Here is a 15,951-nt window from a genome sequence, read left to right as displayed (position 1 = left end):
GCCTGCGATTTGACCCTCCAACGCCTTGCCGTTGTGCATCGGCTGTTCGCCCTGAACGCTGCTGGTGCGTCATGACGTGGCGGAATACCCCCATGCACATTGGTCGATTGCACCCCTTGCCGCTTAAACGGTTATCTATAGCCACGCGAAGACTTCCAGGCAGGCCATCGGCAGCAGGATGCTGCGGTGCCCGCTTTCTAACAATGGCCTCTCGAGGCGATAAAAATAGTCTGCAAGGGGAACGGCTCTACATGAAATATCCATTGCGTCCGTTGGTGTTCTGGCCAACTTTCCTGATTCTGCTGGCGGCGGTGATCGCCAGCTACGTCGACCTGAATGCATTCCTTGCGGTCAGCAAACAGCTCAACAGCGTGATCCTGAAAAACTTCTCCTGGCTGTTCAGTGCCGGCTCGTTCGCCATGGTGGTGCTGACTGCCATCGTCTATTTCTCTGCGCTGGGCAAGGTGCGGATTGGCGGCGAAGAGGCCCAGCCGTTGCTGAGCAAATGGCGCTGGTTCATGGTGGCGCTGTGCACCACGCTCGCCGTCGGCGTGTTGTTCTGGACCACCGCCGAGCCGCTCTACCACCTGTACGGCCCACCCACCAGCCTGCCCATCGAAGCGGGGAGTTCAGCCGCCAAGAGCTTCGCGATGTCGACGATGTTCCTGCACTGGACCATCACTCCGTACGCGATCTACCTGGTGCCCTCGCTGGTGTTTGCGCTGGTGTTCTATAACCGTCGCAGCAACTTCTCCATCGGCGCGATGCTGGAGCCGCTGCTCGGCACCGCACGGGTCAAACGCTATGCCGGGTTGATCGACACCCTGGCGATGTTCGCCCTGGTGGCCGGCATGGCGTCGTCCCTGGGCACCGGCGCGCTGACCTTGTCCGGTGGCCTCAGCCAATACATCGGCGGCGAGACCACACCGTTTCGCTTGGGGATCATCATCGCGATCATCGTCATCACCTTCGTCGCTTCGGCCGCCAGCGGCCTGCAACGCGGGATCGTGATGCTGTCGTCGTTCAACACCTGGATCATGCTGGCCCTGGGGCTGTTTGTGCTGTTGTGTGGGCCGACGCTGTACATGTTCAGCCTTGGCGTCGAATCCCTCGGCGTCTACCTCGACACCTTCTTCAGCCGCAGCCTGTTCACCGGCGCCGCCAGTGGCGACACCTGGCCACAGAGTTGGACGGTGTTCTACTGGTCGGTATGGTTTGCCTGGGCCCCGGTGAGTGCGCTGTTCCTCGGCAAGATCGGCCGCGGGTACACCGTGCGTGAATTCATTCATATCAACATGCTTTACCCGGCGCTGTTCACGGCGGTGTGGATCTGCATCTTCTCCGGCACCAGCCTGTACTTCGATGCGCTGGGCGATGGCAGCCTCAATCGCGTGCTCAACGAGCAAGGTGTGGAGCACGTGCTGTACCAGATGTTCCAGCAACTGCCGGCCAGCGGCCTGATGATTGCGTTCCTGCTGTTCGTGGCGTTCATTTCGTTTGTCACGGCGGCGGACTCCAGCACCGACGTGATCGCCAACCTGTGCAGCAAAGGCGTGACCGCCGACTCCGACCTCGACGGCAACCCGGTGTTGAAGATTGTCTGGGGCGTGATCATCGGCACGGTGTCGTGGGTGATGGTCTCGTTCATCGGCATCGACGGGGTGAAAATGCTCTCCAATCTTGGCGGGCTGCCGGGGATGATTCTGGTGCTGCTGGCCAGTACTTCGCTGATATTTTGGTTAAAAAATCCTACGCTGCTCGATCTAAAGAGCCGACAGCCTGCACCCGAGCCAGTCCTGCGTGGTGCCAGCCCCGTGACGGAATACGCCCGCTGAATCATTAACACTGTGTGTCTCCCCACGCGCTCCCCTCGGGGCGCGGAGGAGTCGTTTGTTCGCAATAAATGTGTGGAGTTACCGATGGAAATCGTTACCGAGTTTGCCTACAAGGTCCGTGAAATCGAGCACTGCCTGATCCCCCTGAAAGACGGCACCCAACTGGCCGCACGCATCTGGCTGCCGGAAGTCGCCGGTTTGCAGACCTTCCCGGCGATCCTGGAATACCTGCCGTATCGCAAGCGCGATGGCACCGCCGTGCGTGACGCGCTCACCCATCCTTGGATGGCAGGGCAGGGCTATGTGTGCGTGCGCGTCGACATGCGCGGCAACGGCGAATCCCAAGGGTTGATGGCCGATGAGTACCTGTTGCAGGAACAGGACGATGCCCTCGAAGTGATTGACTGGCTGTGCCAACAGCCTTGGTGCGACGGCAGCGTCGGCATGATGGGCATCTCCTGGGGGGGCTTCAACGGCCTGCAAGTCGCAGCGCGCCAACCGGAGGCGCTCAAGGCGATCATCACCCTGTGTTCCACCGACGACCGCTTTGCCGATGACATCCATTACAAGGGCGGCAACCTGCTGATGGAGAACTTCGGCTGGGCCGCGACCATGCTCAATTTCAGCGCCGCCGTGCCCGATCCATTGTTGGTCGGCGACGACTGGAAAGACTTGTGGCACCAACGTTTGGACGCCATGCCGCTGCTCGCCGAAACCTGGCTACAACACCAGACCCGTGATGACTACTGGCGCCACGGCTCGGTGTGCGAGGACTATTCGAAGATCAAGGCGGCGGTCTACGCAGTGGGCGGCTGGGGCGATGCGTACCGCAACACCGTCTCACGCTTGATGGAGAACCTGCCGGGCCCGAAGAAAGCCATGATCGGCCCGTGGATTCACAAATACCCGCATTTCGCCGTGCCCAATCCCGCCATCGGCTTTCTGCAAGAAGCCAAACGCTGGTGGGATCACTGGCTGAAAGGCATCGATAATGGGGTGATGGATGACGCCGCCTGCTCATTTTACCTACAGGATATTCTGCCGCCGAAGGGCAGTTACGCCGAGCGGCCGGGGATCTGGGTGCAGACGGCGGGGTGGCCTGATCCGCAGGTGCAATGGACCGAATTCAGTCTCGGCGACAGCGGCCTCAAGCGTGGCGCACAACCCTTGGCGACGCCGCGCAGTGTCTGCTCGCCGCTGACCACCGGCCTGCATCAGGGTGAGTACTGCGCCATTTGGTTTGGCCCTGATGGCCCGACGGACCAACGCCGCGATGATGCCCACGCGCTGTGCTTCGACTCTCAGCCCCTGACCGAACCTCTTGCGCTGCTGGGCGACGCACGCCTCAGTCTGCGTCTGGCCAGCGACACCGCCTGTGGTCAATTGGTCGCCCGACTGAATGCGATAGCGCCCGATGGCCAGGTCACGCAGATCAGCTACGGCGTGCTGAATCTCACGCTTCGTGAAGACTTTTCCCACGTAACCCCTGTAGTCCCAGGTGAAGCGATGGACGTGCAGTTAAACCTCGATCACATCGGCATGCGCTTGCCTGCCGGCTACCGTTTACGCCTGGCCCTGAGCACCGCCAGTTTCCCGCTGCTGTGGCCAAGCCGTGAGCTGACCATCCTGACGCTGCTGCCCGCCGTGCAAAGCCTGCAATTACCGGTGTTCACCGGTGACCCAGTGGACTGCCCGTTCGAAGCACCACAATCGGCGACCCCGGCCAACCTGGACGTGCTGCGCGCCGCCGCACCGAAACGCACCCTGATCGAAGATGTGGGCAGCGGCGAAGTCTGCGTGAAGATCGAAGACGACTTGGGCTCGGTACGTTTTGCCGATCATGGCCTGGCGGTGGATCAACGTTGCACCGAGCAATACCGCACCTTGCCGTGGGATCCGCTGTCGACCCGTGCCGATATCCAGTGGCACTACCGCGTCGCGCGTGATGCGTGGGCCGTTGAAGTGGAAAGCCGCTTGAGCGTGCACGCCGACGCCAAGTGGTTTTACGTCGAAGCCGAGCAGACCGCCTGGGAAAACGGCCAGCTGGAACACCGCCGCCAGTGGAGCAAACGCGTGGCCAGGGTCGCACTGTAAGCGGACAACTGGCAGGATGCCTGCCCACGTGATCTCTACGGGCCTGGGGAAACCTGGGCCCGTATCTGCCATTGGAATTGTTCATGTCGCGCCGAAACGTCGATCTTCCACCCCTCAATTGCCTGCAAGCCTTTGAAGCGGCGGCCCGCCATCTGAGCTTTACCCAGGCGGCCCATGAGCTGAATCTCACCCAAAGCGCGGTAAGCCGCCAGGTCAAACGCTTGGAGGAAGATCTGGCGCGCCCGCTGTTTTATCGATTGGCCCAGGGCTTGAGCCTGACGCCGGCCGGGGTGCGTTACTTTCGCACCATCCAGCGCTTGCTGCGTGAACTCGACCGCGAGTCCGCCGAGTTGCGCCGTCGCGGTGCCGACCGCCAACTGACGTTGGCCAGCACGCCGACCATCAGCTCGATCTGGCTGGCGGGCCTGTTGCCGCAATTCCAGCGCGAACACCCGGACCTGGACATTCGCATCCTGTGCAGCGAAAGCCCCAGCCACCTGGATGTGAGCGAGTACGACCTGGGCCTGTTCTATCACCTCGACGAATTGCCGCCGCCCCACGGCCTGGAACTGTCGCCGGTGTTCGACAGCGAGCAGGTCATCGCCGTGTGCAGCCCTGGTTATATCGAGCGCCACGGACCGATCCGCGATGTGCCCCATTTACTGCACGCCCACACCTTGCTGATCGTCGAAGACCATTACCACGACTGGCTGACCTGGACCGACTGGTTTGCCGACGCTGACGAGCACTACCACACCCCACGCCACGCGCTGCGCACCAACAGTTATCAGCTGTTGATGCAATCAGCGGTCATGGGCCATGGTGTGGCGCTTGGCTGGAAGCGCCTGCTGGAAGGCGAGCTGGCCGCCGGGCGCCTGCAAATGGCCTTGCCCCATACCATGCACAGCCGGGGCCGCCTGCACTTGATGCAACCCCACCATCGCAATCCACCTGCGGCGGTGCGCAGTTTTCAGCAGTGGTTGTTGGCGTCACTGTGAGGCGTTGCGGCTGTGGCGGTAGTCGCTGACCGCTTCGTACACCGCCTTGCGCAGGCGGTTGATGCCGCCAATGGGACGGTGTTCCGCTACGCCAAACCAGGGGTTGAACGACTGGTTGTCGCAGGCCAGGTTCTGCTCCGGGGTATCGAAATCCTGTGCCGGGATACGCACCTTGGCCACCGTCTCGTAGGGCGCATCGCTTTCCTTCCATTCGATGCTGGTGTCTTCGATCGGCATGAACTTCTGCGGGTTCTGTCGCTGGATCTGCAACACAAAACAGGCCGGCGTGCGGTCGGTGGATAACTGTTGGCTCAAGGCGCTGCGCAGGAAATTCGGCAGGTCCTGATTCTGTTTGGGCAGCGTGTATTGCGGGCAACTCTGTGGGTCTGGCGCGACCCGGAACTTGGCGTTGGCCGCGCCGAACTTGTAGGGCGATACGGAAAAGTACGTCGTCTGCGTCGGGCTGGCCGGGGCAGGCGCCAGGGTTGCCAGGGCGATAAACAAGTGACGGACTTGCCAACTGCGCGGGTCGACCTTGGGGAAGAATGCCAGCACCTTTTTACCGTCCGCTTGAGCACCGATGTTCTGCGCGTACTCCGCCACATCGCTGACAAAGAAGTTGGGGTGGCTGAACATCACAAAGTCTTGCTCGGTGCGGGTTTGCTGGTCGGCCAGCAGTTGCTTGCCCGGCACGTCCAACAGCTTGAGCGCCATGCCCCGGGCATCGCGGATGCTGTCGAATTGCGGATAGGCGTTACCGTTGGACAGCCGCATCATCGCCTGCCAGGTCTTGCCCGGTTCGGCGAACACGCCCTGGCGCAGGGCCGGGTCGAGATCGGTCAACACGTTGACTTCGGCCTTCACACAACCGTGAGCCTTGGCGTGGGCATCGCGCAGGTAGCGGGTGCCTTCGCGGTGTTGGTCAACGATGCGCACCGCCGTCTGGATGATGCCCTGGGTCATCGCCGCTTCGCCGGGTGGAATCTGTTCATTCGGCGACACCGGGCCACTGTGCTGCCAGGCGTACCAGGCGCTGCTGGCCAGCCAGCCGAGCAGGCCGAGGCCCACCAGCCACAGCAAGGTCTTGCCCAGAAACGCGCCGATGCGCAGCCACAGGCGCGCGAGCAGGGAAGGTCGGTCGTAGGGGGATCGAATCATCATGGCAGTTGTTGCTCCAGCGGGCCGCCCAGCACTTTGAGGTATTCCAGCAGCGCCCAGCGCTCCTGCGGTAGCAGGCCGCGGCCGATCACGCCGTTGCCTTGCTTGCCGGCACGGAATTCATGGCCACTGTTGTGGTTGCCGGTGATTTTGGTATCGAAAAAAAAGGCGTTCTTGAACGCGCCGGTCTCAAAACCCAGGTGACGCGGGTCGTAGGCGAAGGTGCCTTTATAGAAGGTGGTGCTGCGTTCGTCCTGGGGCGAAAGCAATTGGTAGATCGTCGGCACTGAGCCGTTATGCAGGAACGGCGGGGTGGCCCACACGCCGGCCAATGGCCGCGCTTTGTACGCACGCAGTTCACGTACGCCGATGGGTAGGCCGAAGCCGTCCAGTCCGGGGCGCTCGGCCGGGGTGACCCCGGCGGCGCGGTAGGCGTGGTCTTCCACAAAGGCGGTGACGTACGCGAGGCCCTTGGCCACGGACATTTTTTTCAGGTCCAGGGGTTCGGTCGGCGTCGGGTGCAGCTCCACGTTGAGCTTGGCCAGTTCCGCCGGGTCCCATTGCAGGGCGCTGAGGTCGTAGCGTTGGTCGGCGATGTTGCTGGCGGTGCCAGGGTCGGTGCCAATGTAGTCCACCGGGAGCATTTTCAACTGTTGCACCGGGCGGCCGTTTTCCTGGGTGACGGTGGGCACATGGCAGCCGGCGCAGTTTTCACTGAACAGTGCACGGCCCTGGGCGGCGAGGGGCTTGTCGATGGCTCCGAACAACTCTTCGGGCCAGGTGGGCGGCTTGAGGCGTTGCAGGGTTTCTTCGATCAGGTTGAGGTCGCGCACGCGCACGCTGGAGGGGTAGCGCGCATCGCCTTGCAAGGGTTGGCCGGCGCTGTCGAAGAAGGTCAGGGTCGCGCCGACGCCGAGGGCCTCACCGATATTGCGCGCCATGGGTTGCTGGGCCGAGCCGTTCCACTGCACCCAGTCGAAGGTCCAGATGTCCCACAGGTGCGGGTAGTCCACCGGCGCATTGGCGACGCGGTAGTTGTCCGGGGAAATGGCATCGCCAAAGCTGGCATTGGCGATTCGGCCAAATGCGTCGGTGCGGCCGGGGCCTTCTTCGGTGGGGTAGAGGCCGCGGTGGGTGTCATTCCAGGCCACTTTGAGGAACTGGTTCAGGGATTGCTTGAAGTCCTGGCGCAGTTGTTTGTGCTCAGCCTCGTAGCGGTCCCCCAGTACCTGGCGGGCGAAGCGTTCGAATTTCCACGGGTTGTAATAGGTGGCGGCAAGGCTGGCAACCAGGGCCTGGCCGAAACTGCCGCCGCGCAGGGTCGGTACGCTGGAGGGCAGCACATGCTGGGCCGAGCCGCCATCCACGCGAAGGGCCTGCCCGTTGAAATGCAATTCGCCGGTGTGGCAGGCGGCGCAGGTGATGTCCAGGTATTCGACGTTACTGTCGGCATTCTTGTGCCGGGCGAAACCCACCGGCAGGTTGCCAGGGTTTTGGGCGGTGGGCGCTTGTTTGGGGTCGACCAGGAAGCCGAAGCGCGCCAGGTACTCCGGCGTGGCAAAGCGTTGTTCCGAGAACGGCAATTCAAGGGCGGTGAACCAGTCGTAGTGCAGGCCTTTTACCTGGGTGCCCTGGGGCGTGAAGTAGTAGGTCTGGCGGTCAGCGGCACTCCATTGGTTTTGGTAGTGCACTTGCTGCACGGGCACGTAGTCCGGGAGTTTGGGGTTGAGAATGAAGTAGATCACCACCGCCAGGGCGAGGCCTATCAGCATGAAGATCAGGAGTAAGGCACGGGTAAAAATGCGCAAGCTGGCTATCCTTGTCGTGTTGTAGCGCAGTTATGCCACCACGCCACAAGTGCGGCAAGTGGCCATGAGCGCTGTCAGGGGCTGTCCCACGATCCGTCGCGGGCCCTCATCATGGATGAAAATGCTTTTAAACACGTGAACTTATCAGAAGTTTCCTGCTCAGATGCCGGTAGCCATTGGTCGTGGCCGCCTGATAAGCTCGCGACTTTATTCAAATGCCCTATTGGCGCATGAACAAGGAAATAGCATGAAACAGCATCGGTTGGCGGCGGCGGTGGCCCTGGTTAGCCTGGTACTTGCGGGTTGTGATTCGCAGACCAGCGTAGAGCTGAAAACCCCGGCGCAAAAAGCTTCCTACGGCATCGGCCTGAACATGGGCAAGAGCCTGGCCCAAGAAGGCATGGATGACCTGGATTCCAAGGCAGTAGCCCAAGGCATCGAAGACGCCGTCGGCAAAAAAGAGCAGAAGCTCAAAGACGACGAACTGGTTGAAGCGTTTGCCGCACTGCAAAAACGTGCTGAAGAACGCATGACCAAAATGAGCGAAGAGTCGGCAGCCGCCGGCAAGAAATTCCTCGAAGACAACGCCAAGAAAGACGGCGTGGTCACCACCGCTTCCGGTCTGCAGTACAAGATCACCAAGAAAGCCGACGGCGCACAGCCTAAGCCGACTGACGTGGTGACTGTTCACTACACCGGCAAGCTCACCAACGGCACTACGTTTGACAGCTCCGTGGATCGCGGTAGCCCGATTGACCTGCCGGTCAGCGGTGTGATCCCGGGTTGGGTCGAAGGCCTGCAACTGATGCACGTGGGCGAGAAGGTCGAGCTGTACATTCCTTCCGACCTGGCCTACGGCGCGCAGAGCCCGAGCCCGGCGATTCCAGCCAACTCCGTATTGGTCTTCGACCTGGAGCTGCTGGCCATCAAGGACCCAGCCAAGGCTGACGCTCCTGATGCACCGGCTGCACCGGCTGCCAAGAAGTAAGCAGCGCTTGAACACACAACGCCCCGTCTCGACGGGGCGTTGTTGTTTCTGCCTTATGCTGACTGCTTTAAATGTGGGAGGGGGCTTGCCCCCGATTGCGGTGTATCAGCTACAAATTTGTTAACTGACACTCCCTCATCGGGGGCAAGCCCCCTCCCACATTTTGATCTCCACAATTCTGAATATATTGATCTGCTCTGGCTCTGGCTCTGGCTTTTGATCTTAGGCGCCCCGTTAAACCACGCTGGCCGGAGTGAGGGCATGCCGAGCCTAGGCGAGGCACCGAGTGGTGGGGCAAGAGCCTTTTGGTTACTTTTGGCTGGGCCGGCATCCCGGCTCTTTTCAAAAGTGACCCGCCGTAAGGGCGGAACCGATATCAGCCTTCACCTAAATAACGGATATGTACTCCAACCCAAACGCTCCAGCGCCGTACACACAGCTATCGGGGGCAAGCCCTCCCACATTGAAGCCACCGCAGATCCAACCGAACGTCTGCGGCGGGCAACAGTCTGATATAACACTCGAGTACGGGTAGCCGCAGATCAACACCAAGTCAATGAAATCTTGGGTTTTTTTGATGTGCGCAAAAAACGCCCGATCTAACTGCAAGCCATGTAGACCGTGGCTTTCAGCCTGCAAAACAGGCTCTGTTCACAAGGTTATCCACAATTTGTGTGGATAACATTTCAGGTTGCCTGGAACTGGAGTGACGAATGAAACCACCCTTCAATTTCACCCGTTTCCTGCCCATGGCCGCACGTTTGCTCGGTCGTGGCCGATTGCCGACGTTGCTGTTTGCCGTGGCTGCCAAGGGCTCAAGCCAGGGTAACCGGCTGGGCAGGCTCAAGGACGATCTCAGGTTGCTCCAGGCCCTGTGCCTGGCCTACTGGCGTGGGGAGTATCGGGCCATCAGCCCCAAGGCGTTGATCTCGGTGGTGGCGGGACTGATGTATTTCCTGAGCCCTATCGACGCGATCCCGGACTTTATCCCGGTATTTGGCATGCTCGATGACATCGCAGTACTGGCGTGGGTCATGAAGACGCTGGACGGCGAACTGAGCGCCTTTCGCGCCTGGCGGGAGGCGCAGCGCCCGGAAAAGCTCGCCGTGGTTGAGCGCTTGCCTGCGACGCCCGCCATGCTGGCGAAGGAAAATCCGCAAAAAAACTGACAACCTGGATATCCCCCTGCGACCTTTGTGGCTGTTAGGATTACACTCCTAAGGAAAGAGCTTACTCAGTAAGTGCAGTTATCCTACGGGGCAGTCATGGATATTCAGATCATTTCACGCAATGGCGAACCCGAATACGCGGTGTTGCCATGGGACCAGTACCAGGCGCTGCTAAAAGCGGCCGGTCAGCAACAACCGACACCACCTCCTTCTGCTACGACTGCCCAAGCCGAACCCGCTCAGGATCTGCGCCCGCTTGCAGACCTGCGCGGCCTGCGCGAAACCAAGGGTTTGGCGATTGAAGCACTGGCCCGCACGGTGGGCATCAGCCCCTCGTACCTGGGATTGATCGAAAGTGGTGAACGCCAGCCGGATGCCGCAATCCGCCGCAGCCTGGCCTGGGAATTGGGCGTTGCAGGTTGGAGGGATGAATCTTGAGCCTACGTATCAGCCGTCAACATTGGGATGGGTTGCTCAACGAGCTGGATCAGGCGCGCCGCCAGCGCCATTTGCTGACCTACCGCGCGCTGCTGGAGCGCCTGCAATTCCCCACGCCAGCTATGCAAACCCTGGCCGCCGCCCTGGAGCACTTGGCCGCACTCGATGCCAAGGCCGAGCAGCCACTGCGCAGTTCCTTGGTGATCAGCCAGGGCGCCAGCCGTTTGCCGCGTACCGGCTTCTTTGAGTGTGTGGAGCGTTTGGGCCGTTTCAGCGGGCCCTCCGACGGCGTGGCCGCCGCCTCCTGGCATGCCTCCGAGGTGGTGCGGGTGTTCGAGTACGAGTATCCAGAGTCCGCCGAAGCTTAAACCGGTACGCTGTCCATGCTGTCGATCACATGGATGCTGTAACCGGCCATGTCCTTGGCATGGTGCTTGGCCTGGGATGCCAACTCTGCCAGTTGGCTGGCATCGAGTTGTCCACAGGCCTGTGGATATAAATGCACCACACCGATGGACAGCGACAACAGCGCAAATTCCTGGCGTACCCCCTGGCGGTTCAACGCCACAAAGCAGCCGGCGTCCAGGTGTTCGGCGCGGTAGAAGCGCCGGCATTGGGTATGGAAGTCATCCAGCAACTGGTTGAGCCGCTTGCGCCAGTCCTGCGGGCCCAGCACCAGCAAGAAGTCATCACCGCCGATATGCCCGACAAAGTCGCGGCTGGGGTCCACCCGGTCGTTCAGGCACTGCGCCAGGCACAACAACACTTCATCCCCACGCCCATAACCGTAGATATCGTTGAACGGCTTGAAGCTGTCGATATCCACGTAGCAGATCACCGACTCCCGTTGTTGCTGCAACAGCCGCGCCAGGCACTGCTGGATCGGCACGTTGCCCGGTAGCAGGGTGAGCGGGTTGGCGTAGCGTGCTTGTTGGATTTTCAGCTCGGTGATCAGCTTGAGCACATCGATCACCCGGCCCAGCCCCAAGTAATCGCCATTCAGCGTGATGATGAAATCTTCTTCGATCCGTTGCCGTGCCCGGCTGGTGAGCAAACGGCTGACTTGTTGCAGGGACTGGCTCAGCTCTACCGCCAAAAAATCGGTGCTCATCAAGCGGCTGATGGGCTTGCGCGCAAACAGGTCGGTGGCAAACGGCTTGAGCAGCGCGTCCGACAACGAATGCCGATGCACGATGCCCACCGGGTGGCCACGCCCATCCAACACTGCCAGGGAATTGAGATTGGCCTGGCGCCGGAACGCCTCCAGCACCTTGGCGGTGGCGGTGTCCTGGTCCATCGCCGGTTGCTCGTTGAGCAAGGCGCTGAGGTCGCTGCCTTCTTCGTTGAGCGCCACGCTGGCGCTGTCGGGCTTAGGCAACATCTGCCGGGCTTCCTGTGGCGGTTGCTCCTGCGGACGGCAAAGCAAATAGCCTTGGACCAGATCCACGCCCATCTCGGTCAGCACCGCCAACTCTTCGGGCAATTCAATGCCTTCGGCAATCACCTGCGCGCGCGAGGCCTTGGCGATTTGCAGGATCGAGCCGACAAACTCGCGCTTGAGCGCATCCTGATGGATACCGTCGATAAAGTGCCGGTCGATCTTCACATAATCCGGGCGCAGCTCCGACCACAAGCGCAGGCTGGAATAACCGGCGCCCAGGTCATCGAGGGCAATTGAAAACCCCATATTGCGATAGTGGTGCAGGGCGGTTTGCAGCAAGTCGAAATCGTCGGTGGGCGTTTGCTCGGTGAGTTCGATCACCACCTGGCTTGGCGGGATGCCGTAGTCATGCAGCAGTTGCAGGGTGCGTCCCGGTTGGTGCGCGGTCTCCATCAAGGATTCCGGCGAGACGTTCAGGAACAGCTTGCCCGGCAGCTTCTGCTCGTTGAAGCGCCGGCATGCGCTTTCGCGGCAGGCCATTTCCAGTTCGCTGAGACGCCCGGCCTGGCTGGCCACCGAGAACAACGCGACGGGGGAGTGCAGTGGGCTGTTGGACGGGCCACGGCTCAGGGCTTCATAGCCGAGGATGCGCCGTTCGGACAGGCAGATGATCGGTTGGAACAGGCTGTGCAAACTGCCTTGAGCCAGGATTGAGCCCAATGCATTCAGCTGTTCGGTCATGGTCATGGCGATCTCGATCGAAAAAAAAGGACCGCAGGCGGGGAGCCTGCGGTCCTTCATTTCACGACAGAATGATGTCTATATGATGACACTCCAAGGAGCGATCACATTAAATCGCCATCATTTACTGCTTGGCCACCTGTTTGCTGATTTTCAGGTAGTCCAGCAGGATCCGGCCTGTTTCGGCCAGGTAGGCGTCGTCTTCCGGCTTGGTTTTTTCCGCCTCGGTAGGCAGCGCATCTTCATCTTCTTTCTTCAACTCTTTGAGTGGGTCTTCGCCCTTGGCCTTGCGGCGGACGTTCTCCAGCACCAGTTGCTGATTCTCGATGTCGGCGTGCTGCTTGCGACGGTCCACTTCGTTGAGGCTGACGGTTTTCTCTTCCATCAACTTCTTGGCCAAGGCCAGCTTGTCGCGGATGAATACGAACTCGGCATCCTTGGCGGAGCGGGTGTCGTGGTCAGCCTTGAGCTGTGCCAGGAATGGCTTGAACGGGTCCGACGCGGGCTTGATCGCAGGGCGGATGGTGTCCCACGGCATGGCTTCCGGCAGGGCGCTTTCGCCGATTTCCTTGGTGTCGATGATCGACGGGAAATCGATGTCCGGCAGCACGCCCTGGTGCTGGGTGCTCTGCCCGGAAACCCGGTAGAACTTGGCCAGCGTCAGTTTCAGTTCGCCATGGTTCAGCGGCTGGATGGTCTGCACGGTGCCTTTGCCGAAGGTCTGGCCGCCGATGATCAGCGCACGGTGATAGTCCTGCATGGCGCCGGCGAAAATTTCCGAAGCCGAGGCCGAGAGGCGGTTGACCAGCAACGCCATCGGGCCTTTGTAGAAGGCGCCCGGGTTCTCGTCTTCCAGCACATCCACACGGCCGTCAGCGTTGCGTACCAACACGGTCGGGCCCTTGTCGATAAACAGGCTGGTCAGCTCGGTGGCTTCCTGCAGGGAACCGCCGCCGTTGTTGCGCAGGTCGATGACCACGCCGTCGACTTTTTCCTTCTGCAGTTCTGTCAGGATTTTCTTAACGTCGCGGGTGGTGCTCTTGTAGTCCGGATCGCCAGCGCGGAACGCCTTGAAGTCCAGGTAAAAGGCCGGGATTTCAATCACGCCCAATTTGTAGTCCTTGCCATCCTGCTTGAGGTTGAGGACTTTCTTCTGCACGGCCTGGTCTTCGAGCTTCACCGCTTCACGGGTGATGGACACGATCTTGCTGGTCTGGTCGTTCGGCGCATTGGTGTGCGGAATCACCTCCAGGCGCACCACGCTGCCTTTCGGCCCACGGATCAGCTTGACCACTTCGTCCAGGCGCCAGCCAACCACATCGACCATCTCTTTGTCGGCCTGGGCCACGCCGATGATCTTGTCTGCCGGAGCAACCTGCTTGGTCTTGTCGGCCGGACCTGCCGGCACCAGACGCACGATCTTCACCTGGTCGTTGTCGCTTTGCAGGACGGCACCGATGCCTTCCAGCGACAGACTCATATTGATATCGAAGTTTTCCGCGTTATCTGGCGACAGATAATTGGTGTGCGGGTCGTAGGACATCGCGAAGGTGTTGATGTAGGCCTGGAAGATATCTTCGGCACGGGTCTGGTCCAGGCGCGCCAACTGATTCTTGTAGCGCTTGGTCAACAGTTCCTGAATCGCCTTGGGCTCTTTGCCGGCGATCTTCAAACGCAGCACTTCGTCCTTGACGCGTTTGCGCCACAGGTCGTCGAGGGCGGCGGTGCTGGTCAGCCAGGGAGCGTCCTTGCGGTCCACCAGAAGGGTTTCCTTCTCGGTGAAGTCGAGCTTGTCGACGCCCTTGTTCAACTCAGCCAGCGCGAAGTCCAGACGCGCTTTGACGCGGTCCAGGTAGCGCTTGTAGATGGTGAAGCCGGGCTGCAGGTCGCCGCTCTTGAGGAAGTCGTCGAACTGGGTTTTCCACTTGTCGAACTCAGTGATATCGCTGGCCAGGAAGTAGCTGCGCGACGGGTCCAGCAGCTTGAGGTAGCTGTCGTAGATGATCACCGAGCGAGCGTCGTCCAGCGGCGGCTTGCTGTAGTGATGGCGCTTGAGCAACTCGACGACGTTAAGGCTGGCAATCACCTCATCGCGATCTGGCTGAAGGTTGTCCCAGCTATTGGCTGCGAACGTATTGGTCGACATCGACGCGAAGCCGAGACCAATGAAAAGAGCGAGGGCGGTGCTGGGGAACAAATGCTTCATGCTGATTCGACGCGGGGGCAATTGATAACGCATATTAGGCCGTCTTTGAGGGAGCCGGTTCCATATGGTCCGGTCGCATAATGCAAAAAGCCCGGCGATACAGCTACGGGCTCAGTCCAGACTCACTATGGAGGCACTGTGAAAGCATTGCAAGGCGTTGACGGTCATGTGGAGTGGTTGGATGAACCCAGTCCGACCTGCGATGTAGGCCAAGTTCGCATTCGAGTGTCGGCTGCAGGACTTAATCGCGCCGATTTATTGCAGCGTGCCGGGCTCTATCCACCGCCGCCGGGTGCCAGCCATGTCTTGGGCCTGGAGTGTTCCGGGGTGATCAGCGAAGTCGGCGCGGGCTCGTCCTGGCAAGTCGGTGATCGTGTCTGCGCACTGCTGGCCGGTGGCGGCATGGCCGAGGAAGTGGTGGTGGATGCACGGCATGTGCTGCCGGTGCCGGAAGGCCTGTCGCTGATCGAAGCTGCGGCACTGCCCGAGGTGTACAGCACCGCGTGGCTGAACCTGTTCCAACTGGCGGGCCTCAAGCCGGGTGAGAAGGTGTTGTTGCATGCGGGCGCCAGTGGCGTCGGTTCGGCAGCGATCCAGCTGTGCAAGGCGTTTGGCAGCCCGTGCTGGGTCAGCGTCGGCTCGGCCGAGCGCCTGGCGTACTGCGAAGCACTGGGCGCCCAAGGGGGCGTGGTGCGTACCGATGGCATCGAGGCGCTGCGGGATTTTGCGCCGTTCGATGTGATTCTCGACCCGGTGGGCGGTGATTATGCGGCCCTGGATCTCAAGGTGCTGGCGTTGGATGGTCGCTGGGTGCTGATTGGTCTGATGGGCGGGCGCGAGGCCAAGCTGGATCTGGCGCAGGTGCTGGGCAAGCGTATTCAGTTGTTGGGCTCGACCCTGCGCAGCCGCAGTGATCAGTTCAAGGCTGACCTGTTCAGTGACCTGAGCCAGCATGTGTGGCCGTTGTTTGTCGAAGGGCGCCTGAGCCCGCAACTGGCCAAGACCTTCCCGATCAAGGATGCCGAGGCGGCGTTTGCCGAGTTGGCGACTAACCGGATTTCCGGAAAGTTGGTGTTGGTGATTGATGAAAACCTCACCTGACCTTGAATTGAAATGAGGTCAATGTGGGAGGGGG

At 60.8% G+C, this 15,951-nt stretch carries 12 protein-coding genes; 8 read left to right on the top strand and 4 right to left on the bottom strand.

The genetic code is table 11. The features are described 5' to 3' along the window. The first annotated feature begins 251 nt into the window (after positions 1-251). The 3 genes from DYL61_RS29750 (at position 252) to DYL61_RS29740 (ending at position 4,927) form a co-directional block, all read left to right on the top strand. Positions 252-1,835, top strand: a complete 1,584-nt coding sequence (locus tag DYL61_RS29750; protein ID WP_135311342.1) for a BCCT family transporter — start codon at positions 252-254, stop codon at positions 1,833-1,835. Between the two features lie 84 nt (positions 1,836-1,919). Beyond that, on the top strand, positions 1,920-3,929 hold the full coding sequence (locus DYL61_RS29745; protein WP_135311341.1) for a CocE/NonD family hydrolase: 2,010 nt from the start codon (positions 1,920-1,922) through the stop codon (positions 3,927-3,929). Between the two features lie 83 nt (positions 3,930-4,012). Continuing rightward, entirely contained in the window at positions 4,013-4,927 is a 915-nt protein-coding gene (locus DYL61_RS29740; RefSeq protein WP_135311340.1) for a LysR substrate-binding domain-containing protein, read from the top strand. Here DYL61_RS29740 and DYL61_RS29735 read toward each other — a convergent pair. Continuing rightward, positions 4,919-6,088 carry a catalase family protein gene (locus tag DYL61_RS29735; protein WP_135311339.1) on the bottom strand — a complete coding sequence of 390 codons (1,170 nt, stop codon included), beginning with the start codon at positions 6,086-6,088 and terminating at the stop codon, positions 4,919-4,921. The two genes, DYL61_RS29740 and DYL61_RS29735, sit on opposite strands and share 9 nt — an antisense overlap. Continuing rightward, a complete protein-coding gene (locus DYL61_RS29730) occupies positions 6,085-7,893 on the bottom strand; it encodes a di-heme-cytochrome C peroxidase (protein ID WP_135311338.1) in 1,809 nt (602 codons plus the stop codon). Before DYL61_RS29730 ends, DYL61_RS29735 begins: the two co-directional genes overlap by 4 nt. Before the next feature lie 247 nt (positions 7,894-8,140). On the opposite strand from DYL61_RS29730, the gene DYL61_RS29725 reads away from it, so the two are divergent. From DYL61_RS29725 to DYL61_RS29710, 4 genes are all read left to right on the top strand, one after another. Beyond that, complete coding sequence (locus DYL61_RS29725; protein ID WP_105698851.1) at positions 8,141-8,881, top strand: BamJ family beta-barrel-assembly machinery protein; 741 nt, start codon at positions 8,141-8,143, stop codon at positions 8,879-8,881. 713 nt (positions 8,882-9,594) lie between these two features. After that, positions 9,595-10,050, top strand: a complete 456-nt coding sequence (locus DYL61_RS29720) for a YkvA family protein (RefSeq protein ID WP_135311337.1) — start codon at positions 9,595-9,597, stop codon at positions 10,048-10,050. A gap of 96 nt (positions 10,051-10,146) precedes the next feature. Further along, positions 10,147-10,488: a helix-turn-helix domain-containing protein gene (locus tag DYL61_RS29715; RefSeq protein WP_135311336.1), complete on the top strand. Its 342-nt coding sequence runs from the start codon at positions 10,147-10,149 to the stop codon at positions 10,486-10,488. Next, entirely contained in the window at positions 10,485-10,856 is a 372-nt protein-coding gene (locus DYL61_RS29710) for a hypothetical protein (protein WP_005786715.1), read from the top strand. Before DYL61_RS29715 ends, DYL61_RS29710 begins: the two co-directional genes overlap by 4 nt. On the opposite strand, the gene DYL61_RS29705 is transcribed toward DYL61_RS29710, so the two are convergent. Together DYL61_RS29705 and DYL61_RS29700 are read right to left on the bottom strand one after the other, a co-directional pair. Further along, positions 10,853-12,616 carry a bifunctional diguanylate cyclase/phosphodiesterase gene (locus DYL61_RS29705; RefSeq protein WP_238704627.1) on the bottom strand — a complete coding sequence of 588 codons (1,764 nt, stop codon included), beginning with the start codon at positions 12,614-12,616 and terminating at the stop codon, positions 10,853-10,855. The two genes, DYL61_RS29710 and DYL61_RS29705, sit on opposite strands and share 4 nt — an antisense overlap. A gap of 118 nt (positions 12,617-12,734) precedes the next feature. Beyond that, positions 12,735-14,816 carry a carboxy terminal-processing peptidase gene (locus tag DYL61_RS29700; RefSeq protein WP_193559470.1) on the bottom strand — a complete coding sequence of 694 codons (2,082 nt, stop codon included), beginning with the start codon at positions 14,814-14,816 and terminating at the stop codon, positions 12,735-12,737. Between the two features lie 138 nt (positions 14,817-14,954). Here DYL61_RS29700 and DYL61_RS29695 point away from each other — a divergent pair, with 138 nt between their 5' ends. Then, the gene (locus DYL61_RS29695; protein ID WP_135311333.1) at positions 14,955-15,917 is read left to right on the top strand and encodes a zinc-binding dehydrogenase; all 963 of its coding nucleotides are present in this window, start codon (positions 14,955-14,957) and stop codon (positions 15,915-15,917) included. The last annotated feature ends 34 nt before the right edge of the window (positions 15,918-15,951 follow it).

Source organism: Pseudomonas nabeulensis, assembly GCF_004682045.1.
GTDB classification, from domain to species: domain Bacteria; phylum Pseudomonadota; class Gammaproteobacteria; order Pseudomonadales; family Pseudomonadaceae; genus Aquipseudomonas; species Aquipseudomonas nabeulensis.
This window is presented reverse-complemented; position numbering and strand designations above follow the sequence as displayed.

What these genes read in the sequence shown, in the direction of transcription:
- DYL61_RS29750 (WP_135311342.1), top strand. Translation starts at nt 252, where the DNA reads ATGAAATATCCATTGCGTCCGTTGGTGTTCTGGCCAACTTTCCTGATT.
- DYL61_RS29745 (WP_135311341.1), top strand. Translation starts at nt 1,920, where the DNA reads ATGGAAATCGTTACCGAGTTTGCCTACAAGGTCCGTGAAATCGAGCAC.
- DYL61_RS29740 (WP_135311340.1), top strand. Translation starts at nt 4,013, where the DNA reads ATGTCGCGCCGAAACGTCGATCTTCCACCCCTCAATTGCCTGCAAGCC.
- DYL61_RS29735 (WP_135311339.1), bottom strand. Translation starts at nt 6,088, where the DNA reads ATGATGATTCGATCCCCCTACGACCGACCTTCCCTGCTCGCGCGCCTG.
- DYL61_RS29725 (WP_105698851.1), top strand. Translation starts at nt 8,141, where the DNA reads ATGAAACAGCATCGGTTGGCGGCGGCGGTGGCCCTGGTTAGCCTGGTA.
- DYL61_RS29720 (WP_135311337.1), top strand. Translation starts at nt 9,595, where the DNA reads ATGAAACCACCCTTCAATTTCACCCGTTTCCTGCCCATGGCCGCACGT.
- DYL61_RS29715 (WP_135311336.1), top strand. Translation starts at nt 10,147, where the DNA reads ATGGATATTCAGATCATTTCACGCAATGGCGAACCCGAATACGCGGTG.
- DYL61_RS29705 (WP_238704627.1), bottom strand. Translation starts at nt 12,616, where the DNA reads ATGACCATGACCGAACAGCTGAATGCATTGGGCTCAATCCTGGCTCAA.
- DYL61_RS29700 (WP_193559470.1), bottom strand. Translation starts at nt 14,816, where the DNA reads ATGAAGCATTTGTTCCCCAGCACCGCCCTCGCTCTTTTCATTGGTCTC.